The 21,700-nt window shown below is 64.9% G+C and carries 15 protein-coding genes; 8 read left to right on the top strand and 7 right to left on the bottom strand.

The features are described from left to right. The first annotated feature begins 19 nt into the window (after positions 1-19). Together AC1REM_RS14385 and AC1REM_RS14380 are read left to right on the top strand one after the other, a co-directional pair. Positions 20-1,093 (top strand): glycosyltransferase, encoded by a 1,074-nt coding sequence (locus tag AC1REM_RS14385; RefSeq protein WP_492515223.1) that lies wholly within the window; start codon positions 20-22, stop codon positions 1,091-1,093. Between the two features lie 77 nt (positions 1,094-1,170). Continuing rightward, complete coding sequence (locus tag AC1REM_RS14380; RefSeq protein ID WP_492515222.1) at positions 1,171-4,023, top strand: hypothetical protein; 2,853 nt, start codon at positions 1,171-1,173, stop codon at positions 4,021-4,023. Between the two features lie 68 nt (positions 4,024-4,091). Here the strand turns inward: AC1REM_RS14380 and AC1REM_RS14375 are convergent, their stop codons facing one another. Together AC1REM_RS14375 and rfbB are read right to left on the bottom strand one after the other, a co-directional pair. Beyond that, positions 4,092-5,504, bottom strand: a complete 1,413-nt coding sequence (locus tag AC1REM_RS14375) for a sugar nucleotide-binding protein (RefSeq protein WP_492515221.1) — start codon at positions 5,502-5,504, stop codon at positions 4,092-4,094. Then, positions 5,504-6,502 (bottom strand): dTDP-glucose 4,6-dehydratase, encoded by a 999-nt coding sequence (gene rfbB, locus AC1REM_RS14370; RefSeq protein ID WP_492515220.1) that lies wholly within the window; start codon positions 6,500-6,502, stop codon positions 5,504-5,506. Before rfbB ends, AC1REM_RS14375 begins: the two co-directional genes overlap by 1 nt. Positions 6,503-6,581: 79 nt before the next feature. Between rfbB and rfbA the strand changes: the two genes are divergently transcribed. The 5 genes from rfbA to AC1REM_RS14345 all read left to right on the top strand — a co-directional run bounded on the left by rfbA (position 6,582) and on the right by AC1REM_RS14345 (position 13,561). Next, the gene (rfbA, locus tag AC1REM_RS14365) at positions 6,582-7,466 is read left to right on the top strand and encodes a glucose-1-phosphate thymidylyltransferase RfbA (RefSeq protein ID WP_492515219.1); all 885 of its coding nucleotides are present in this window, start codon (positions 6,582-6,584) and stop codon (positions 7,464-7,466) included. 81 nt (positions 7,467-7,547) lie between these two features. Continuing rightward, complete coding sequence (locus AC1REM_RS14360) at positions 7,548-9,491, top strand: rhamnan synthesis F family protein (protein ID WP_492515218.1); 1,944 nt, start codon at positions 7,548-7,550, stop codon at positions 9,489-9,491. Next, a complete protein-coding gene (locus tag AC1REM_RS14355) occupies positions 9,488-11,425 on the top strand; it encodes a rhamnan synthesis F family protein (RefSeq protein WP_492515217.1) in 1,938 nt (645 codons plus the stop codon). Before AC1REM_RS14360 ends, AC1REM_RS14355 begins: the two co-directional genes overlap by 4 nt. 28 nt (positions 11,426-11,453) lie before the next feature. Beyond that, the gene (locus AC1REM_RS14350) at positions 11,454-12,359 is read left to right on the top strand and encodes an ABC transporter permease (protein WP_492515216.1); all 906 of its coding nucleotides are present in this window, start codon (positions 11,454-11,456) and stop codon (positions 12,357-12,359) included. Beyond that, positions 12,359-13,561, top strand: coding sequence for an ABC transporter ATP-binding protein (locus AC1REM_RS14345; RefSeq protein ID WP_492515215.1), 1,203 nt, complete (start codon positions 12,359-12,361; stop codon positions 13,559-13,561). The genes AC1REM_RS14350 and AC1REM_RS14345 overlap by 1 nt, the downstream gene beginning before the upstream one ends. Positions 13,562-13,579: 18 nt before the next feature. On the opposite strand, the gene galE is transcribed toward AC1REM_RS14345, so the two are convergent. Then, positions 13,580-14,596 (bottom strand): UDP-glucose 4-epimerase GalE, encoded by a 1,017-nt coding sequence (galE, locus tag AC1REM_RS14340; RefSeq protein WP_492515214.1) that lies wholly within the window; start codon positions 14,594-14,596, stop codon positions 13,580-13,582. 83 nt (positions 14,597-14,679) lie between these two features. Beyond that, positions 14,680-16,818 (bottom strand): glycosyltransferase family protein, encoded by a 2,139-nt coding sequence (locus AC1REM_RS14335; RefSeq protein ID WP_492515213.1) that lies wholly within the window; start codon positions 16,816-16,818, stop codon positions 14,680-14,682. 74 nt (positions 16,819-16,892) lie between these two features. Between AC1REM_RS14335 and AC1REM_RS14330 the strand changes: the two genes are divergently transcribed. Beyond that, positions 16,893-17,804, top strand: coding sequence for a glycosyltransferase family 2 protein (locus tag AC1REM_RS14330; RefSeq protein ID WP_492515212.1), 912 nt, complete (start codon positions 16,893-16,895; stop codon positions 17,802-17,804). Here the strand turns inward: AC1REM_RS14330 and AC1REM_RS14325 are convergent. From AC1REM_RS14325 to AC1REM_RS14315, 3 genes are read right to left on the bottom strand one after another with little or no spacing between them, the layout of a single operon-like run. Then, positions 17,801-19,339 carry a DUF2142 domain-containing protein gene (locus AC1REM_RS14325; RefSeq protein ID WP_492515211.1) on the bottom strand — a complete coding sequence of 513 codons (1,539 nt, stop codon included), beginning with the start codon at positions 19,337-19,339 and terminating at the stop codon, positions 17,801-17,803. The two genes, AC1REM_RS14330 and AC1REM_RS14325, sit on opposite strands and share 4 nt — an antisense overlap. A 2-nt stretch (positions 19,340-19,341) precedes the next feature. Further along, on the bottom strand, positions 19,342-20,571 hold the full coding sequence (locus AC1REM_RS14320) for a lipopolysaccharide biosynthesis protein (protein WP_492515210.1): 1,230 nt from the start codon (positions 20,569-20,571) through the stop codon (positions 19,342-19,344). Further along, the gene (locus tag AC1REM_RS14315; protein ID WP_492515209.1) at positions 20,568-21,677 is read right to left on the bottom strand and encodes a glycosyltransferase family 4 protein; all 1,110 of its coding nucleotides are present in this window, start codon (positions 21,675-21,677) and stop codon (positions 20,568-20,570) included. The genes AC1REM_RS14320 and AC1REM_RS14315 overlap by 4 nt, the downstream gene beginning before the upstream one ends. Positions 21,678-21,700: the final 23 nt, after the last annotated feature.

Raw genomic sequence — 21,700 nt, 5'->3', positions numbered from 1 at the left:
CCGCCGCTACTCTCGAAGCATGGCTCAGCTCCGTGTCGTTCTCGACCAGACCGGATCGCCCACGGAGGGCGAACACGCATGGGTGGGACGATCCCTTGTGCAAGGGCTCATCGAGACGGCACCGACAGGCTGTGATGTCGCGGTGATCGCGCCGCACGGGGTAGAGGCTTCCACGCTCACGGGGCTCTCCGCTGTGCGGCAGCTGCGGCTGCCGCATCGAGAGCTCTCCGCCGCGTGGCAGCTCGGACTGCCGACCGGCGTCGGTGCCGGCATGATCCACGCGTCCTCCCTTCTCGCACCGCTCGTCCGGCACGATCGCGTGCATGACAACGATCAGACCGTGGTCACCGTCTGGGATCTGACTGCCTGGGAGAGCCCCGACAGCCTGCCCAGAACGGCTGTGACCTGGCAACGCGCCATGCTGCGGCGCGCCGTCAAGCATGCGGATGCCGTCGTCGTCCCTTCCCACGCGATGGCCGCACGGCTCGCGGAGCATGCGCCGCTCGGTGACCGCATCCGTGTGATCGCCGGTGCCGCGCCGGTGGATTTCGCTGTTCCGGCTGACGCGACGCAGCGCCGAGAGGATGCGTTGATCCCGGAGCGATATGTCGTGCTGGTCGGACGTGCTGGCGGTCTGCGCTCAGCGCTCGCCTCTGCGGTCGCTGCGAAGATCGAGGTGGTGGTCCTGGACGTGCCCCAGAACGAGCAGTCGATGCTCGTGGATCTCGCGGCATCTGTCAATCTGCCCGCACGGCACCTGCACTTGCCCGATTCGGTGGGCGAGCGGGACCGTGCTGCGATCATCGGTGGCGCCCAGGTGGTCGTCGTCACCGAGCGGCTGAGCGTGTGGCCGTGGCGAGCCGTCGAAGCCATGCGGCTGGGGGTTCCACTCATCGCGGTGCCGTCCGACGTGCACCGGGATGTCATCGCCGACGGGGCTTCGATCGTCGATGACGCCGACCTCACCGAAGCACTGCTCGATGCGCTCGGCGATGGTTCAGCCCGTCGACGTGTGCTTGCCGCGGATCGCGGAAGGGCGTTCACCTGGCAGAGCGCGGCGGAGCGGGTCTGGGCGTTGCACGCAGAACTGTAGGCGGATCTGCGGTCGGGGTATGCGCACCGCGCGTGTCCCGGGCGGTCTGGCGCGGCATCATCCGTCACACTAGACACATGCAAGGACTCGCCCCACGTCCACGACGAGCTTTCGCGCCTTATCGACGTCTGACGTCGCTGCTGGCCGTCGTTGCCGTTGTCGCGGCCCTTCTCGTTCCGAATCTCACGGCCGGCAGTCCTGCGGCCGCGGCCGAGCCGAACACGGCGGCACTGACGTCTGCCACGCCGGTGGACGCGGGAGTCACGCCGATGACGCTTGATGGCTTCGACGCGGGCAACATCATCTCCGATGAGGTGTTCTTCAACAAGGGCACCATGTCGGCGGCGCAGATCGACTCGTTCTTCAAGAGCAAGGTCAGCAGCTGCCAGCCGGGGTACACGTGTCTCAAGGACTTCCGGATGAACACGCCGACGCGTCCCGCCGACAAGTACTGCAATGGCTACACCGGCGGACAGGGCGAATCCGCGGCGACCATCATCTACAAGGCGTCGCAGTCGTGCGGAATCAACCCGCAGGTTTTCATCGTGATGCTCCAGAAGGAGCAGGGACTCATCACGCACACGTGGCCGAGTCAGTGGCGATTCGACATGGCTCTCGGCCAGGGCTGCCCTGATGACGCCCCCTGCGACCCCCAGTTCGCAGGGTTCTTCTACCAGATCTACGGCGCCGCACGCCAGATGAAGATCTACACCGAGGGCTACTGGTTCCAGTGGTTCGCGCCGGGCAACACATGGAACATTCAGTACCACCCGAACAAGGGCTGCGGTACGGCGCCGGTCTACATCGCGAATTCCGCGACAGCCGCTCTCTACTACTACACGCCCTATCAGCCCAATGCGGCGGCGATGCGTGCCGGCTACGGCGAGGGTGACGCGTGCTCAAGCTACGGAAATCGCAACTTCTACAACTACTTCACTGACTGGTTCGGTTCGACAGGTGCGGGGAACGCGGGCAAGGACAACCCCTTCGGCAACGTCGAGATGATCGAAGCGCGCCCGGGCGAGTTCGCCGTGTCCGGATGGGCCATCGACCCGAACACGAACGCGCCGTTGTCCGTGCACATCTACGTCGGAGATGTGGGACGAGCTTTCACCGCCAACGAGAGTCGGCCCGATGTCGGTGCCGCCTATCCTGCCGCCGGAAACAATCACGGCTTCTCCGCACGGGTGCCTGTCAACGGACCCGGCGAGACGGGGGTCTGCGTCTATGCGATGAACGCCGGCCCCGGAGCCAACGTCCTGCTCGGGTGCAAGACGCTTCTTTCGCTGACCGGCTCACCGGTCGGCAAGGTCGAGAGCGTGACAGCGGGCAAGGGCACGATCAACGTGGCCGGCTGGGCCCTCGACCCCGACACGGCCGACCCGATCGAGGTGCACCTCTACCTCGGAGGCGTCGGACGATCGTTCAAAGCGGACGTCGCGCGCACCGATCTCCCGGCTGCATACAAGGCCAACGGGAACCGCCATGGCTTTACCGCTTCGCTCCCCGCCGCCATAGGGACACACACGGTGTGCGCGTATGGGATCAACACCGGTCCAGGGTGGAACATCGACATGGGATGCTTCGAAGTGACCGTCACCGGGACGGCGATCGAGGAGAAGGGGCGCACCCCGATCGGCTCGTTCGAGACTCTGACATCCGACGGCGGACGCGTGACCGCGAAGGGGTGGGCGATCGATCCGGACACAGCTTCGCCTGTCAAGGTCCACCTGTACTACGGCGGAGTCGGGCGTGAGTACACCGCGAACAAGACGCGTACGGACGTCGGCGCGGCCAACCCGGGATATGGAAACGCCCATGGATTCGAAGAGACCTTCGCCGTCAGCGGCACAAAGGCGGAGGTCTGCGCCTACGCTCTGAACACCGGTCCCGGTGCGAACGCCTTCTTCGGTTGCAAGACCGTGGACGTCGTCGAGACGATCCCGGAGCAGGGGCGGGTACCGATCGGCGAACTCGAGGGCGTGACTGTCTCAGGAACGACAGCCACCGTCAAGGGGTGGACCATCGACCCCGACACCCGTGAGTCGATCAGGGTGCACCTCTATCTGAACGGCGTGGGTCGCGAGTACGTCGCGAACAAGGACCGCACAGACATCAGCGAGCGCTATCCGGCCTATGGCTACTACCACGGTTTCGAGGAGAAGCTGACGATCCCCACAGGAGAGTCGACGATCTGCGCGTACGGGATCAACACCGGTCCCGGAGGCCACACGTTCCTCGGGTGCAAGACCGTCACGGCGAGTTCGGACATCCAGGAGAAGGGGCGCGTTCCGATCGGCTCCTTCGAGGCCGTGCAGGCCTCGGGAACGAGCGTCACAGCCAGCGGATGGGCGATCGATCCGGATACGTCCTCGTCGATCCGGGTCCACCTCTACGTCAACGGCGTGGGCCGCGAGTACATCGCAGACAAAGCTCGAGCGGACGTCGGTGCGGCGAACCCGGGGTATGGCAACGCCCACGGATTCTCCGAGACGTTCACGTTGGATGTCGGCACATCCACGATCTGCGCCTATGGGATCAACACCGGTCCCGGCGGGCACACGTTCATGGGGTGCAAGACGATCAACGTGACTGCTCCTGTCGTGGACCGTGGTCGCCCGCCCTTCGGCAACTTCGAGCCCCTGACCGCTTCGCCCGGCCGCCTGAATGTCGCAGGCTGGGCAATCGACGCGGACACGGCCGATCCGATCGCGGTGCACATCTACGTTGACGGTGTCGGGCTCGCATACATGGCGGATATCGAACGAGCGGATGTCGCAGCGGCGCACCCCGGCTTCGGTACGAGCCGGAGGGGGTTCTACCAGAGCATCCCTGCGACGCCCGGCCCGCATGGCGTGTGCGTATACGCGATCAACAACGGTGCGGGCGGACACACCCTTCTCGGGTGCCAGAGCGTGACTGTGCCCTGAGCTGCAGGCGCGAGAAGGAGGGGCTGTCGAACTTCGGTTCGACAGCCCCTCCTCTTGAGATCAGTTCGCTACTCCGATGCGAGATAGGCGCGGAGCGCCTCCTGATGATCGGCGGGGGTATGGCCGGCGGCGATGATGCGATCGAGCGCGAGCGTGCTGTTGGCCGGTCGAGGGGCGACCGGTACGGCGGCTCCGGAGAAGTACTCTTCTGTCGTGACCCGTCCGACGCGCTGCGGGTCGTGCCCGACGGCGGAGAAGACCTCACGAGCGATCTCCGCCCAGGACCGGCTCTCACCCGAACCCGTGAGGTTGTAGGTGCCAAAGGGCGCGCCTGACTCGACGAGATGCCGGATTCCTGCGGCGATGTCGTTCGTGAAGGTGAGACGTCCGTACTGGTCGTCGACGACGTTCGGGTCGACGCCCTTTTCCGCGAGCATTGCCATGGTACGGACGAAGTTCTTGCCCTCACCGATCACCCACGAGGTGCGGATGATGTAGTGCCGCGGGACAGTCGAGACGATCGCGTCGCCTGCGGCCTTGGTCTGCCCGTACACACCAAGGGGCTGCACCGGGTCGTCTTCCGTGTATGCGCCGTCCTTCGTGCCGTCGAACACGTAGTCACTGGATACATGGACGAGCCTGATGCCGTTCTCGGCGGCGATGCTGGCCAGCGCGGCAACGCCGGTGACATTCGCTGCCCATGCATCGGCTCGCCCCTCGGGCGTCTCCGCGGTGTCGACGGCGGTGTATGCCGCCGCATTGATGATGGTCCCGTAGTCCCGCCAGCGCCGCGCTGCGACGAATGACGGATCTGCGAGGTCGAGATCGGCACGGGTCGCATACTCGACTGTCGATACATCGGCGTAGATCTTGCGCAACGCGAGACCGAGCTGCCCGTTGGCACCGATCACGAGTGTCTTCTTCGGTGCAATAGGAGTGACATCCGCCAGGCGAGGATGCGCGAGGTCCTTTGCAGAGATCTCAACGTCCGCGAGCGGGATCGGCCACGCGATGGCGACGGTCTCATCCGCGAGATTGAGGAACGAGTACTCCGCATCGGGCGACCAGTGATCGTTGACCAGGTACGCGTAGGCCGTGTCGGGCTCGAGAGTCTGGTACGAATTGCCCACGCCGCGAGGCACGAAGATGGCCCGCGAAGGGTCGATCTCGGCGGTGAAGACGGTGCCGAAGGACGGTCCCTCGCGCAGGTCGACCCAGGCGCCGAAGATGCGTCCGGTCGCCACGGACACCCATTTGTCCCAGGGTTCGGCGTGGATACCGCGAGTTGTGCCGACCTCATCATTGAACGAGATGTTGTTCTGCACCGGAGCGAAATCAGGAAGACCTGCGGCGACCATCTTCTCGCGCTGCCAGTTCTCCTTGAACCACCCGCGGGAATCCCCGTGCACGGGAAGCTCCACAAGAAGCAGCCCAGGGATCGGCGTGGGTGTGATCGTCAGGCTCTTGCCGAACGCTGTCATCACTGTCCCTTTGACGCGTAGAAGGCCTCGGTGGCGTCCTTCGCGGGTGCCCACCACGCTTCGTTCTGTCGATACCAGTCGATCGTGTTCGCGAGGCCCGATTCGAAGTCGACGTATTTCGGCGTCCACCCCAGTTCGGTGCGCAGACGCGTGTAGTCGATCGCGTAGCGCAGGTCGTGGCCTGCGCGGTCCGTCACGTGGTCGTATGCGTCGGCCGGCTGGCCCATCAGAGTGAGGATGAGTTCGACGACCGACTTGTTGTTCTTCTCTCCGTCGGAGCCGATCAGGTAAGTCTCGCCGATCTCGCCCTTGTCCAGGATCGTCAGCACAGCGGAGGAGTGATCATCCGCGTGAATCCAGTCTCGAACGTTCTGCCCCGCTCCGTAGAGCTTCGGGCGGATGCCGCGGATCACATTCGTGATCTGACGCGGGATGAACTTCTCTACGTGCTGGTAAGGCCCGTAGTTGTTGGAGCAGTTCGAGATCGTGGCCCGCACACCGAAGGAACGTACCCATGCGCGCACCAGGAGGTCGCTGCCGGCCTTCGTGGAGGAGTAAGGAGAGGAGGGGTTGTACGGCGTGCTCTCCGTGAACTTCTGGGGATCGTCGAGCTCGAGGTCGCCGTAGACCTCGTCGGTGGAGATGTGGTGCAGCCGGACATCGTGCTTCCGCGCCGCCTCGAGAAGCGTGTAGGTGCCGATGATGTTGGTGTCGAGGAATGGCTTCGGGTCGTGCAGCGAGTTGTCGTTGTGCGATTCGGCTGCATAGTGCACGACCGCGTCGACCGTGCCGAACAGACCATCCACCAGGTCGGCATCGGCGATATCGCCGTGCACGAAGGTGAAGCGGTCGGCGGGGAGGCCCTCGAGGGAGGACAGGTTGCCCGCGTACGTCAGCTTGTCGAGAACGGTGACATGTGCGTCGGTGTTCTCCAGAACATGGTGCACGAAGTTCGAACCGATGAATCCGGCACCGCCGGTAACGAGCAGTTTCTGCATGCGTCCCAGGGTATCGGTAGTTGTCTGCGCAGCATGTGAGCGTTTGGTTCACGGGCGGTGATCGGCAAGACTGATACCTATGCGCGGAATCATTCTCGCCGGCGGCACAGGCTCCCGGCTGCACCCGATCACGCTCGGCACGTCGAAGCAGCTGGTCCCGGTGTACGACAAGCCGATGATCTACTACCCGCTGTCGACGCTGATCCTCGCGGGTATCCGAGACATCCTCATGATCACGACGCCGCACGACGCGGAATCGTTCCAGCGGTTGCTCGGAGACGGCTCCCGGTTCGGCGTATCCATCACCTACAAGACACAGCCGTCGCCGGATGGCCTGGCACAGGCATTCATCCTCGGCGAGGAGCACATCGGCTCCGAACCGGTCGCGCTCGTGCTCGGCGACAACATCTTCTACGGCCAGGGGATGGGTACGCAGCTCCGCCAGTACACGAATCTCGACGGCGGTGTCGTGTTCGGCTACTGGGTGGACGACGCGACCGCTTACGGCGTCGTCGAGTTCGATGACGCGGGCAAGGTCGTGTCGCTCGAGGAGAAGCCGGCAGTCCCGAAGAGCAACTATGCCGTGCCCGGCCTCTACTTCTACGACAACGACGTGATCGAGATGGCGAAGGCCCTCAAGCCCTCGCCGCGCGGCGAGCTCGAGATCACAGACATCAACCGCGAGTACCTCGATCGTGGGAAGCTCAAAGTGCAGCTCCTCACACGCGGAACCGCGTGGCTCGACACCGGCACTTTCGACTCGCTCGCGGAGGCGACCGAGTTCATCCGCACCGTGCAGAAGCGTCAGGGGCTGTCGATCGGCTGCCCGGAAGAGGTGGCCTGGCGCATGGGGTTCCTCAGCGACGACGAACTGCGCGAGCGCGCGGAGCCGCTGGTGAAGAGCGGCTACGGTGAGTACCTGCTCAAGGCGCTCGCCCAGGGTCGCGGGCCGGTCGCGGTCTAAGCTGATCGGCGGCTCGCGCGCGATTCGGCGAGAGCTGTCCGCCGCGCGCGACCCGCGAGACTCCGGAGAGTTACCCCCATCATGACGAGTTCAGATCCTGCCGCTGGTGTGTTTGTGTCGGGTGGGCGGCGTTTGGTCGTTTATGTGGTGTATGACCGGCGTGGTGGGGTGGATGAGTACATTCCGTTTGCGTTGGCGGGTTTGCGTGAGCATGCGGCGCATGTGCTTGTCGTGGTGAATGGGTCGTTGTCGGATGAGGGTCGGGCGAGGCTCGAGCCGGTGTCGGATGAGATTCTGGTGCGTGAGAATGTCGGCTTCGATATCTGGGCGCATAAAGAGGCGTTGGAGCATGTGGGGTCGCGGATCTCGGAGTTCGATGAGGTTCTGCTGACGAATGACACGTGGTTTGGTCCGGTGCGTCCGTATGGTCCGGTGTTCGAGCGGATGGGGGAGCGTGCGGTTCATTTCTGGGGGATGACGGATCATGCCCGTGAGGTGCCGAATCCGTTCACGGGCAAGGGTGTGCTTCCGTATCATCTGCAGTCGTTCTGGATCGCGGTGCGGCGGGAGATGTTTCTTTCGGAGGCGTGGGATCGCTACTGGGCTGGGCTTCCGGAGATGTCGTCGTATTTCGATGCGGTGCTCAAGCATGAGGTGGTCTTCACGGAGCACTTCGCGCAGCAGGGTTTCACCCACGATGTCGCATACCCCGCAACCGACTATCCCACCGATCATCCCGCTCTCTTCAACGCCGATCTGCTCCTGAACGACGGGTGCCCTCTCCTCAAGCGGCGGCAGTTCTTCCATTTCCCCCCGTATCTCGATCGCCACGCCGTGATCGGCCGGCGTGTGCTCGCCGATGTCGAGCGCCACGGCTTCCCTCTGCCGCTGCTGTGGCAGAATCTCGCGCGCAACGTCGCTCCGAAGTCCCTGCATGCGGATGCCGGAATGCTGGAAGTGCTTCCGGACCTGAACACGACCTATGACGCGACTCGTCCGTTCCGCATCGCCGTGATCGCGCATGTTCCGCGCGGCGCGGACATCACGGAAGTGCTCGCTGCAACCGACCGGCTTGCTCAGCACCACGAGCTCGTGGTCACCACGAACTCGGACGACGACTCCCGGATCATCAGCGTGGCGCTTGACGAGCACCCATCGGCGCACCGAGATGCCTCAGAGGTGCGAATCGTGCCGACCCGAGGCCGTGACATGAGCGCGTTCTTTGTGGGCGCGCGTGACGTCCTCACAAGTGATCGCTTCGACCTCATCGTCAAGATCCACACGCGCCGTCCGAAGAAGCGGTCGGCCAACGCGATCCGCTACTTTCGGCGCCATCAGATCGAGAACCTGCTGAACAGCCCTGGATACGCGGCGAACATCCTCGGTCTCTTCCAGCGTGAGCCGGGCCTCGGCATCGTGATGCCGCCAATGATTCATATCGGGTACGCGACTCCGGGCAAGGCCTGGTCGTACTATCTTCCGCGCGCGAAGGAGCTCGGTGCCCGTCTGGGCATCCGCGTTCCTTTCGACGGCGTCTCTCCGCTCGCCCCTCTCGGCGGCATGTGGATCTGCCGACCTGAGGCACTCGCGCCGCTCAGCAGCATCGAGTGGACCGTCGGCGAGTTCGACAAGCCGACGACGCGCCGGAAGGCCGACCTGGCACGCGTGCTTGAGCGGATGGTCGTCTACGGCGCGGGTGAAGCCGGCTACCACACCCGAACGACACTCACCCTCGAGCATGCCGGCATCAGCCATACCTCGATGGAGTACAAGCTCGACCAGATGGCTTCGACCACTCCGGGCTACCCGATCGATCAGATCCAGTTCCTGCAGCGCGCGGGCTGGACGGGGCGCGGGGGAATGGTGTCGATCCTGAGGATGTATCTCAGTCTCAACCACCCCGGAATCATGAATCGTCTGCGCCCCGTACTCAAGCCCGTCGCGCGCGTGGCACGCGGTGGGCTGCGCGGCGCGAAGACGCTGGCGCAGCAGCCCGCGGCTCTCCTGCGAAAGGGCAAGCGATGACTCTCACTCCTGGTGTGTTTGTGTCGGGTGGGCGGCGTTTGGTCGTTTATGTGGTGTATGACCGGCGTGGTGGGGTGGATGAGTACATTCCGTTTGCGTTGGCGGGTTTGCGTGAGCATGCGGCGCATGTGCTTGTCGTGGTGAATGGGTCGTTGTCGGATGAGGGTCGGGCGAGGCTCGAGCCGGTGTCGGATGAGATTCTGGTGCGTGAGAATGTCGGCTTCGATATCTGGGCGCATAAAGAGGCGTTGGAGCATGTGGGGTCGCGGATCTCGGAGTTCGATGAGGTTCTGCTGACGAATGACACGTGGTTTGGTCCGGTGCGTCCGTATGGTCCGGTGTTCGAGCGGATGGGGGAGCGTGCGGTTCATTTCTGGGGGATGACGGATCATGCCCGTGAGGTGCCGAATCCGTTCACGGGCAAGGGTGTGCTTCCGTATCATCTGCAGTCGTTCTGGATCGCGGTGCGGCGGGAGATGTTTCTTTCGGAGGCGTGGGATCGCTACTGGGCTGGGCTTCCGGAGATGTCGTCGTATTTCGATGCGGTGCTCAAGCATGAGGTGGTCTTCACGGAGCACTTCGCGCAGCAGGGTTTCACCCACGACGTCGCATACCCCGCAACCGAGATCGGCACTGTCAATCCGTCGCTGTATCGCGCCGAGGCGCTGCTGGATGCGGGATGCCCCTTGCTCAAGCGGCGACCCTTCATGCAGTGGCCGCCCTACCTGGACCGCCATGCGGTCGTCGGACGCTGGACCCTGGAGAAGGCGGAGCAGTACGGCTATCCGATGGAGCTCTTCTGGCAGAACGCCGCTCGGACCATCGCACCCAAGGACCTGAACACGGATGCCGCCATGCTGGAGGTGCTTCCGGACATCGATGTCTCGTACGATCCGAGTGCTCCGCTGCGGACGGTCGTGATCGCGCACATCTTCTATGTCGAGATGACGGACGAGATGCTCGACCATGCGGATACGCTCCCGGGTGAGTACGACCTGGTCGTCACGACTCCCGACGCGGAGCGTGCTGAGCAGATACGCGCGGTGATCGCGCAGCGGGAACCGCGTGCGGGTCGTGTCGATGTTCGCGTCCTTCCGTCTAACGACGGTCGAGATCAGAGTGCGTTCCTCATCGAATGCCGGGATGTCCTGCTCTCCGGCGAGTATGAGCTGTTCGTCAAGATCCATTCGAAGAAGACGCCGCAGGACGGATTCAACGTCGGTCGTCATTTCAAGGAGCAGCAGTTTGGCAATCTGCTGCACAGCGCGGGGTACACGGCGAACCTCGTGGCTCTGTTCCAGCGCGAACCCGGGCTGGGGATGGTCTTCCCGCCGATGATCCACATCGGATACCCCACGCTGGGGCGCGGATGGTCGGTCAACAAGCCGGGTGCGGAGACACTCACCGCCGAGCTGGGCATCAAGGTTCCGCTGGACGACATCTCTCCGCTGGCGCCGTTCGGCTCGATGTACATCGGTCGTCCCGCGGCTCTGCGGCTGCTCGTGGAGCATGAGTGGCGTTATGCCCAGTTCGGCGGAGCTGAGGCGTACAAGGACGGTGGTCTCGCCCACATCCTGGAGCGGCTCCCGGCGTATGCGGCAGCGGAGCTGGGCTTCCACTCGCGCACCGTCGCGAACACCGAGTATCTCGCGATCAGTCACACGGCGCTCGAGTTCAAGCTCGACGAGATGTCGGTCACGACGCCGGGCTACGCATACGAGCAGATCGAGCTGCTGCGCCGAGCCGGCTACGTCGGTTCGGGTAGCGCCGCAGACTTTGCAAGAATGTACATGCGCATCAATTTTCCCGGAACAGGTGCGCGCTTGCGTAAGGTCTTGGCGTCAGAGGGCATCACGGGCAAAGTCGCCCGTGCGGTTCGACGTCCTGGAGCCGCGGTTCGCCGCGTCCTCGGCCGTTTTTCGCGCGCTCGGTAGCAGGACGACACAGGTGAAAGTGAGGATCGTGGAAACGACGGATCGGTTTGCGCGACTGGCCAAGGAGCCATTCTCCACGATTGACTCCCGTGGTCTGCGGGTGCAAGGCGGGAAGCTGCGCGAGATCTTCGCTCGACGCGAACTGCTCGGGCTGCTGATCCGTCGCGACCTTCAAGCCCGCTATCGCGATAGCTTCCTCGGGTTCCTGTGGACGGTCATCCGCCCGCTGATCCAGTTCCTGATGTACTACATCGTCCTGGGGCAGTTCCTGCGGGCAGCAGAGGGCATTCCGGATTTCGCGATCTATCTCTTCTCGGGCCTGACTCTCTACGTCTTCTTCAACGACATGATCGCCGGCGCGACCGCGTCGATTCTCAACAACTCTGCACTCGTGAAGAAGATCTACCTCCCGCGCGAGGTGTTCCCGTTGGCCAGCATCGGCGCCGCCGGTTTCATGGCGGCCGTGCAGCTCGGCGTGCTGCTCATCGCGGCTCTTCTGTTCCGCGCGTTGCCGAGTCCCGTGCAGATGCTGTGGTTCTTCCCCTCGCTGCTGCTGATCACCGTCTTCGGGCTGGCGCTGGGCCTCCTTCTCTCCGCGGCGAATGTCTACCTGCGTGATATGCAGTATCTGACCGAGATCGTTCTGATGCTCGCGATGTGGGCATCGCCCATCGTCTATTCGTGGGCGATGGTCAAGGACGTCATCGCGCGCTTCTCGCTCCCGGAATGGGTCATCGAGGTCTACGCGGCGAACCCGCTCACGATCGCTGTTCTGGGCTTCCACAAGGCATTCTGGGGCGCGGGGACTCCGGAGAACTATCCGGAGGGACTGGGGCTTCGCATGCTCATCGCCACGCTTGTGGGCTTTGTTCTCCTCTGGATCGCACATCGGGTCTTCACCCGCGTGCAAGGCAACTTCGCTCAGGAGCTGTGATGACGACCACTACGCAGGCACCCGACATCGTTCGTCTGAACGCCGTCACCAAGCGCTTCACTGTTCGCAAGGACAACAGCCTCAAGGATCGCATCGTCCACTTCGGGCGCATGGGCAAGGAGTTCCGCCAGGACTTCGTGGCCGTAGACGGGGTCTCTCTCGATATTCAGGCGGGAACGACCGTCGGTCTGCTCGGAGCAAACGGCTCCGGCAAGTCCACGCTCCTCAAACTGATCGGCGGGATCATCTCTCCGACGACGGGAACCGTGCAGTCCCGTGGTCGTATGGCGGCGCTTCTCGAACTCGGCGCAGGGTTCCACCCCGACCTCAGCGGTCGAGAGAATGTGTATCTCAACGCGTCGATCCTCGGCCTCTCGCGTCAGGAGACGGACGAACGATTCGAGGAGATCCTCGAGTTCAGTGGAATCGGCTCCTTCATCGACACCGCAGTGAAGTTCTACTCCTCAGGGATGTACGTGCGTCTCGCCTTCGCTGTCGCCGTGCACACCGATCCCGACCTGCTGCTCGTCGACGAGGTCCTTGCGGTCGGCGACGAGACCTTTCAGCGCAAGTGCATGGATCGTATCGCGCAGTTCCGCGCCGAGGGACGCACGATCGTTCTCGTCAGTCACTCGGCGCAGCAGGTGGCAGAGCTCTGTGACCGCGGAATCGTGCTCAGCGAGGGACGCATCGTGCACGATGGTGACACGAACGAGGCGATCCGAGCTCTGCGTACGTCGCTCGATCTCAAGCGCAGGAAGTCCACGAGCGCATCGGATGCGCAGCCTATCCACGTGACCAAGATCGAGGTGCTCGACGCGGACGGAGAGACCGCGGACACGATCAGGAGCGGTGACCCGGTGACGATCCGCGTGCACGCCGCGTCGGTGCGCAGATTCGATCGGTGGGATGTCGGCTTCAGCATCGATACGCCGTTCGGGCACATGGTGCTCGCCTCGAACACAGAGCTTCTCGGACGGGAGCTTCCACCGCTCGACGGCGAGACCACCGTCGACCTGAAGATCGAGAGCCTGAGTGTCGGCCGCGGTCAGTACTTCATCAACGCCAATGTCGCGGGGGTGAGCGAGATCAGCACGCACGCGCTCATGCAGGGCGCGCTTCTCAACGTCGACGGCGGCGAAGGCACGATGGGCTCATCGTCCGCGGTGATCAGCGTCCCCGGGAGCGAAGAGCGCGCCTGACGGCAGGGACCTTCGGCGTCAGTCGGCGTATCCGTGCGGATTCTGCGACTGCCAACGCCAGGCGTCGCGTGCCATGGCGTCGATGCCGCGCGACGCGCGCCAGCCCAGCTCGGTCTCGGCGCGCGTCGTATCTGCCCACGCCTGTGCGAGGTCGCCCGCGCGACGCGGCTGGACCTCATATGGGATGGATTTACCGCAGGCTGCTTCGAACGCCTGAATCAACGCGAAGACCGAGGTGGCGCGCCCCGTGCCGAGGTTCCACGCTCGCACTCCGATGGGCTCGCGGAGTTTGTCGAGCGCGGCGACGTGTCCCTCAGCCAGATCGACGACGTGGATGTAGTCCCGCTCGCCCGTGCCGTCCGAGGTGGGGTAGTCCGCTCCGAAGACGCCTACCTGGGGGAGGCGTCCGATCGCGACCTGCGAGATGTACGGGGCGAGGTTGTTCGGGATGCCATTGGGGTCCTCGCCGATCAGTCCGCTCTCGTGCGCCCCGATCGGGTTGAAGTAGCGCAGCAGCGCGATGTTCCATCGCGGGTCGGCGTGCGCGATATCGCTGAGGATCCGCTCGAGCATGACCTTGGTCTGTCCGTAGGGGTTGGTGGCGTGCAGCAGCCCGCCGTCCTCGGCGTACGGCGCCTCCTGGCCCTCGCCGTAGACCGTGGCCGAAGAGGAGAAGACGAGGTTGTGAACGCCGTGCGTCGTCATCGTGCGCAGGAGCGCGAAGGTCGAGTCGAGGTTGTGCGAGTAGTAGCGCAGCGGCTCGGCGACGCTCTCACCGACGGCCTTCAACCCGGCGAAGTGGATGACCGCATCCGGACGTTCTTCGAGGAAGACCGCGCTCAACGCCGATTCGTCGCGCACGTCGAGCTCGTGGAACGACGGCTGCCTTCCCGCGATCTGAGTGATCCGCTCCACGGCCGTGCGGGAGCTGTTGTCGAGACTGTCGACGAGGACCACGTCGTGTCCGCGCTCCAGAAGGCTGACAGCCGTGTGTGAGCCGATGTATCCGGCACCGCCGGTGACGAGCACGCGCACAAGTTCTCCTTTGGAACGGGGAATCGGAACCTCTAGATCGTAGCCGCGCGCGTCGGTGATTTCCTGATGATGCGCGGCGTGCCTCAGTCGGCTCGATGCGCCAGTACATCCTGGAGAAGGGTCCGGGCACGCGCATCGAAGGAGTGCTCCTGCCGGATCCGCTCCGCGATGTGGGCAAGCTCGCTGTCCGAGGGGAAGAGGGCGTTCACCGGGGTGAGGGCGATCTCGCGAAGCTCCGCTTCGCTGCGATACGTGCGCACGGCCGATCCGAATGTCTCTGCGATCCCGACGACGTCGTCGCTGATGGCGCGTCCCCCCGCCGCGATGACATCGTAGAGGCGGTTCGAGACGAAGCCTTCGCGCTGCATCGCCGGCCAGTGATCGTTGAGGACGGCTCCTGCGCCCTCATAGATGGCGGGAAGTTCCTCGTTGGGCACATGCGTCGCCGTGATCGCAGATGCGGGAATATAGCCTCGCCAGTCCGGTCCGTATACGCGAAGGGGTGCGCCGACGCGGAGGGGCTCGATGACGGACGGTCGAGCGATCCCGCGGGCTGTGCCGACGAAGACGAGATCATCCGTGCGCGGTGATCCGCGCGGAGCGAATCGCGTGGTGTCTGTGCACTGCGCCAGGGGGTGGATGAGGTGCCCCAGGCGACGTGAGGCGCTCTGTGCCCAGGGGGCGGATGCCGCGTAGCGAAGGCCGAAGTCACCCAGTTCCTCCGCGGTGATCTCATCGGGGTGGCTGATGATCCAGAGCAGAGCCGTCCCGGTTTCCGGAGGAACGATGCGTTCCGGCCCGCGGAGGACGAGGTTCACGTCGTCGAGCCTGCTGGACGAACGGTGCGCGGCGGGCAGAGCATCGACAGCAACGTACTGCCCGAGACGCTCCAGCGCGGCCGCGAGCCCCCGCGCAAAGTGCGTGTCGCCCCAGGCTTCGCCGCGCGGGCCCGCCGGCGCCGCTGTCTTGATTGCCCAACGAAGCCGTGGAACGACGGTCCCATCTTCACCGCGGAACTCTTCAGCCACACGACGTATCACCAGTCCGCCCTGGCCCCAGCCGCCGATCTCCAGTCCCCGGCCCGGGGTCAGCCCGTCGAGTCTCAGCTCCGCATCAGGATCGACCCTCGCCGACACCGAGTCGTCATCGGTGACCGCTGCGGCCGCGAGGAGCGTACGCGGTGTGTTCTCGTCGCTGATGACACGGGCTGTGATCGGCGAGTCGGATGCTGTGGGCGCGAGCGTGTCTCCGAGCATGCGCAGATCTTCTCGCGGGTGACCGGCGAAGAGACGAAATCCGCGGCCATCGTGCGCGCCAAGGCCTGCGGAGGCGATTGTGCCGTCCTCCGCCAGCCAGAGCGCAGCATGCGGCGCGGTGCGGCCGCTCTCGATGATCGCGTGCAGATCGGGTTCGGTGATGGAGGCCCCCGCGGCGCGAGACACGAGAAGCGTCGATGTTGTCGAAAGGTGCGGTGCCGGCGAGGCGAGGGGCAGGCCCTCGACAAGAGCGATCCGCGCTCCGGGCAGCGTCAGCTGTGCGGCAGCGACACGCAGGGATCGAGACGCCGCGGCGATGTCAAGGAGCACCGCTGCGCCTCGTTCCTCCGCCACATCGACGACCGTGCGAAGATCGCTGCCGTCGCTGTCGGATTCGTTGAGTCGCCACACGATGAGAGTGTGGGGGCGCTCCAGCGAGGCGGGACCGGTCTGCGCGCGCAGAGCATCGCGCGCATTCGCGATCACCTCGGCCCGTGTGACCAGCCGGTGCTCCGTCGCGCTGCCGAAGAGCAGCGGAGCGCCACCGACCGACTCTCTCCATGCGACCCCGAGAGGGCCGCCCTGCGCGGCCACGGATTCAGGATGCGCCTGCGCGAAAGCCACGGCGTCCCAGGCGAGTGTCGTCGAGATCTTCGTGGCGTCGGCGACGAGGTAGGCGTACAGCGCAGGGACGCGATCACCGTCGGGGAGCTGAGCCGAGACGTGCTCTTCCAGAAACAGTGGGTTGAGTGCGAGGCCGTCGCGGAACCCGCCAGAGACATAGGCGCGTATGGCTCCACGCATCGTGACAGCGGGTCCGAGCAGGAGGCGAGCATACTCGAGGTCCACCACGTCTGCGCGGGCGATCGTCCGTGTCCACCACAGCCGATCGAGACGGGTGAGAAGAGAGCCGAGAACGGGCGCGGAACGCGACGCACGCCAGAGGCGCCTCAGGGAACGGAGCATTCTGGGAGTCTATTCGCTGCATGAGGCACGCCTTCGGAGCCGGATGATAGCCTCGATCGATCGGACACCTCAGCGTGACAGGAGAATTTGTGTCAGACAGCCCTGCACGCGTCGGCATTGTGGTGCGAACGAAAGATCGCCCGTTGCTTCTCGCGCGAACGCTCTCCGATCTGGCCGCCCAGGAATACACAGACTGGCATGCGGTGATCGTGAACGACGGCGGTCTGCCCGAGCCCGTCGATGAGCTCGTTCGGTCGGCGGCGATGGAAATCCGCGATCGCATCACCGTGGTGCACCATGTGGAGTCGGTCGGCCGTTCTGCCGCGGCGAACGTCGGCGTCATGGCGCTGCGCACGGAGTTCGTCGTGCTGCATGACGACGACGATCTATGGCACCCACGTTTCCTTCACGGCTCCGTCGACTGGCTCGACACCCGCGTGGACGACATCGGGGTCGTGTCCCGGACAGAGATCGTGTTCGAACGGGTCGATGGCGACGCGATCACCGAGCTGTCGCGCGCCCCGTTCTGGGCGCGGATGACCCAGATCACCTATGCCGAGCTGCTGCAGGTGAACCGCTTCGTGCCGATCGCCTACGTCTATCGTCGTGCAGTGCATGACGAAGTAGGGCTCTACCGTGAGGACATCCATGCGGCGGAAGACTGGGAGTTCAATCTTCGCGTCGCTCAGCGGCACCCGATCGGCTACATCGCCGACGAGACGCGTGCGTACTGGATGCAGCGGCGCAGTGCGACAGGAGCACTCGGCAACAGCATGTTCGTGCTCGCGCAGGAGCACGAGTACTACGACCGCATGATTCGTGACGAGGCGCTGCGTACCTTCACGCAGTCGCATGGCGACGGCCTCGCCCTGTACCTTGCTCGTTTCGTGCAGGATGAGGTCTCACGTCAACTCGACGAGCGCCGCACGTTGGGGCAGCGGCTCATGTCCGCGGCCCGAGAGTTCCGCCGCGGACGTCGCCCTTAGCCCACTGTGGCGGCAGCGCGCGGGTCGACGCCGTTCGCCCGCGTATTCTCTGCGGACGCAAGCGCATCACTCGCGTCCGCCCGTGCCGCGACGAGGGTCGTGTAGGCGAACAGAGCCATGATCGCGCCGAAGGCGGCGCTGCCCAGGAGCCACGTGACCAGCGGGGTCGGCCCTGCGGCCCACCACCAGTCCACGTCGCCGCTCGGGTGAAGAGTGCCTGGGCCCGTGTAGCGGCGCATGTTCGCATAAAGAGCGACGGAGTTGGCGATCGTGAGCAGTACGGCGATCGCCCAGGTCTGCTCGCGGGTGAGGTGAACGCCGCGTGCGTGCACCGCCTCTGTGCCGCTGGAAGGAGCGATGGCCGTCATCATGAAGAGCGTCACCAGGGGCAGGATGTAGCGTGGTTGAACTTCGAAGCCGACGGTCACGCCGCTCTGGACGAGGATGTACAACGGCACGGCTAGGGCAGCGAAGCCGGTGCCGGCGACGGCGACCAGCTTTCGCCAACCTTGCCAGCGCAGGGAGATGAAGAGGGCTCCGGCGGCAACGAACAGGGTGCACCCCCAGACGATCGGCGGCATCATGGTGTCGAGCCAGCCGAGTCCCCAGTCGATACCGAAGACGCCGCCCCAGAGCATGGGCATGCCGAAGATGTTCTCGATCAGGAGCACTGGCTTCGATGCGACAGGCGCTCCGCCGCTCATGCCCCCGAGCGCGACGCCCGTCTGCCCCGCGGTGAGGAAGGCGATCGCGGCGAGGATCAGCAGCGCCGCAGGAAGTGCCGCCGACAGCCAGAAACGCTTCTGCGTACGGAACGAGAGCACGACGGCCGCGCAGATCGCCACAGCCGTGTACGCCGCGCTGTCACCACGGGCGCCGAGCCCAAGGAGCGCGGAGAACACGGCGACACCGCCGAGCGCGATCCGCTGTGCCCCGGACGTCGCGAAGAATCCGAGGAGAGCCGGGAAGAGGATCGCCATCGACATGATCGACCAGCTGCTCGGATTCGTGGACGGGATGAGGAAGGCCGCCAGCGGTACGAATGTGAGGGCGATTCCGGCCGAAAGGGTCAGCCTGAATCGGCGCGGGAGCAGAAGCCAGGTTCCGACGGTGAGCACCGCGAAGAGCGCGGCATTAGCGATCCGGATGATGATCGTCGACACGGCGATGTTGTCGCTCGCGAAGAACGAGTTCCAGAAGTAGAAGCCCGAGGGGTACTGGGATCCGGAGTTCACGCGATCCGACTCGGCGAGTGTGATTCCCTCGTCGAGGAAGCCCTCGCCCTGGCAGGAGGCGTCGGTCTCTGGCTGGAAGGCGTAGCAGATGGAGTTCGCGGCCTTGTCAGGGATAAGGCGCGACTTCTCGTCGTCGCCCGGGCCGCACAGCCCCTCCCGCTCGCCATTGCCACACCAGATGCTTGCGAGGTGGAAGTCATCGTCAGGACTGGCACCGACCGGCGACGACAGCGCCCATGCGCTCAGCGCGATGAGCAGCAGCAGGCCTGCGCCGACCGCGGAGAGGGTCTTTTTGAGCATGCTCATGACTGTTGTTCTTCCTCCGGGGCGATGGGGTGAGACGTGACGATCCGATGAGGCAGCAGGGCGAAGACGATCAGTGCCACGGCACCGCCGCCACCCCCGATGCCGTAGCCGAGAAGTGCACCCCACTGGCCCCACAGCGGCGCGCAGAGCGCCATGATCACGGTGCCGACCGCAAACGATACCATCCAGATCTTTGCGTACAGCCGTTGGCGTCCATCAGACAGGAGCAGGGCGGAGGGGACGGCCGCGATCGAGAAGAGGAAGACGATCACCAGCAGGATCTGCATCGCCGTCGTACCGCCACGCGCATCCTCGCGGAAGATCTGGAGAAGCCACGGCGCGAGCACGATGAGAATGCCGAAGATCACGGCGAACAGGAGCGTCGAGAGCAGGAACACACGCGTATGGGCGGTATGCCGCGCGCGCGCATCCGAGATTCTCGTGAAGTGCGGGATCAGGACCTGGTTCAGGGCCTGGGAGATCATGTTCGCCGGTGTCGCGAGTGTGAGCGCCGCCGCGAAGAGGCCGGCGTTGGCCGGCGTGTCGAAGGCGCGGACGAACACCATCGTCGCGGGCAGAAGGCCTCCGGTGACGAGCACCCCCAGCGAGGCCTCTCTGGTGAATCGAAGCACCTCGCCCCGCAGCTCCTTCGTGCAGGCCGTCGAGCGCGTGCGAGGGAGGCTGACAGCGGCGAAGAGCAGGTAGCCGAGAGTCAGGGGGAGCAGCAGGGCCCAGCTGATGTTGCCGGTGACGACGAGGACCAGCGCGGTGATGGCGAGGAGCGATGAGAGTGTGTCGGCGATCGCTGCCCACAGCAGGCGGTCTTCACCGGTCAGCACACCGCGAGTGAAGACATAGGCGTTGTAGCCGAAGACGAGAAGTGCGCTGCTGATCGCGATCGCGGGGTCGTTCACGATCAGGAGCGTGAGAGGGATGGCGATCGCTGCGAGGGCGGCGGACGCGATCCACCATGAGCGGATGAGTGGGCGCAGCGCCTGCGCCGCCACTTCCGGCATCGAGAGGTATCGTGTGGCCGCGATTCCCGCTCCGGCTGGCCATACGAGGGCGAGATAGACCGCGAGCGAGAGGACGGTCGTGACCTCTCCCATGGTGTCGAGGCCGGCCACGTTGCCGATCACGAGCGTGTACACGAAGCGAGCCACGCCCTGCACTGCCATGCCGCCCGTGGACAGCACGGCGCGGCTCAGCACCGGGTTGACCCTCATGCGAGTGTGTCCGCGTCGACCACGGTGCGGAACAGCGTGCGATAGCGCTCGGCGACCGCGTGGGCATCATAGTCATGCAGCGCACGGGCGCGAGCCTGCTGGGAGAGATGCGCGCGCGCATCGTCGCTCAGCGCGGCGTAGGTGCTCAGTGCATTCCGCATGGAGTCGGGATCGCCGGGTGCGACGAGAAAACGGCGGTCATCCACGAAGTGCGAGCAATTGCCGACATCAGTGGTGATCACGGGAACGCCGTGACCCGCTGCCTCCAAGCCGACCAGCGGGAACGTCTCGCCGTACAGGCTCGAGATGACGAGCGCGGCGGACTGCGCAAGGACATGCTCCGGATGGGAGGTCGGCCCATCGAAGGACAGAGCCCCGGCGTCGAGGAGAGGCTGCAGATCGAGTTCCTCGATCATGCCCTGGACGCGCGGGTCGTCGATGGTCAGTTCCGCGCCGACAACGCGAAGCCGCCATCCGGGCATCGTCGGCGCCGCGGCGGCGAATGCCTTCAGGAGCGTGGCATGGCCCTTGACCGGGTGGTTGCGGGCGATGGACACGAACGTCCGCGATGAGGTGCTGAACGACGGAGTGGTCGGAACCATCGTGCCGTTCAGGATCGGCGTGACGACATGCTTCATCCGCAGACGCCGAAGGAACATCGTCATGGCGGGGCTGTCGCTGGTGGGCACGACGGCGGCGAATCGGAAGGACAGCGCCCCGACGGCACGCGCGATGACCTTCGTGAGCCAGTGGTCGCCGCTGCCGAACCCGTGCGTGTGCATCGTGGACACGCGCGGAATGCGGGTTCGCGCGAGCGCCGTGACGAAGTCCGCATGGAAAAGGTGCGAGGAGATGATCTCCGGGGCGAAGTCCGTGATCGCGTGCTCGAGCGCGCGCACCATCGCGGGCAGATTACGTGATGACGGCGGGAAATCGAGATACGTGACACGCGAGAAGGCGGCGTCGAGCTCGTCGCTCAGTGTGCCTCGGGACATGAGGACGACGAGGCCCAGTTCGTCCTCCTCGCTCCAGGACCGGGCAAGCGTGGCGAGCAGTCGCTCTGCACCGCCGACATCGGCATCGGAGCAGACGAAAAGTACGCGCATGGACTTCCTTCGTGGATCGCGGG

Source organism: Microbacterium sp. GW823-FHT02G05, assembly GCF_058797175.1.
Note: the sequence above shows the minus strand (reverse complement) of the source record. Positions and strands in the feature narration are given on the sequence as shown.

Excerpts from the sequence above, each read along its gene's own strand:
- AC1REM_RS14385 (WP_492515223.1), top strand. The coding sequence starts at position 20 with ATGGCTCAGCTCCGTGTCGTTCTCGACCAGACCGGATCGCCCACGGAG.
- AC1REM_RS14380 (WP_492515222.1), top strand. The coding sequence starts at position 1,171 with ATGCAAGGACTCGCCCCACGTCCACGACGAGCTTTCGCGCCTTATCGA.
- AC1REM_RS14375 (WP_492515221.1), bottom strand. The coding sequence starts at position 5,504 with ATGACAGCGTTCGGCAAGAGCCTGACGATCACACCCACGCCGATCCCT.
- rfbB (WP_492515220.1), bottom strand. The coding sequence starts at position 6,502 with ATGCAGAAACTGCTCGTTACCGGCGGTGCCGGATTCATCGGTTCGAAC.
- rfbA (WP_492515219.1), top strand. The coding sequence starts at position 6,582 with ATGCGCGGAATCATTCTCGCCGGCGGCACAGGCTCCCGGCTGCACCCG.
- AC1REM_RS14360 (WP_492515218.1), top strand. The coding sequence starts at position 7,548 with ATGACGAGTTCAGATCCTGCCGCTGGTGTGTTTGTGTCGGGTGGGCGG.
- AC1REM_RS14355 (WP_492515217.1), top strand. The coding sequence starts at position 9,488 with ATGACTCTCACTCCTGGTGTGTTTGTGTCGGGTGGGCGGCGTTTGGTC.
- AC1REM_RS14345 (WP_492515215.1), top strand. The coding sequence starts at position 12,359 with ATGACGACCACTACGCAGGCACCCGACATCGTTCGTCTGAACGCCGTC.
- AC1REM_RS14335 (WP_492515213.1), bottom strand. The coding sequence starts at position 16,818 with ATGCTCCGTTCCCTGAGGCGCCTCTGGCGTGCGTCGCGTTCCGCGCCC.
- AC1REM_RS14325 (WP_492515211.1), bottom strand. The coding sequence starts at position 19,339 with ATGCTCAAAAAGACCCTCTCCGCGGTCGGCGCAGGCCTGCTGCTGCTC.
- AC1REM_RS14320 (WP_492515210.1), bottom strand. The coding sequence starts at position 20,571 with ATGAGGGTCAACCCGGTGCTGAGCCGCGCCGTGCTGTCCACGGGCGGC.
- AC1REM_RS14315 (WP_492515209.1), bottom strand. The coding sequence starts at position 21,677 with ATGCGCGTACTTTTCGTCTGCTCCGATGCCGATGTCGGCGGTGCAGAG.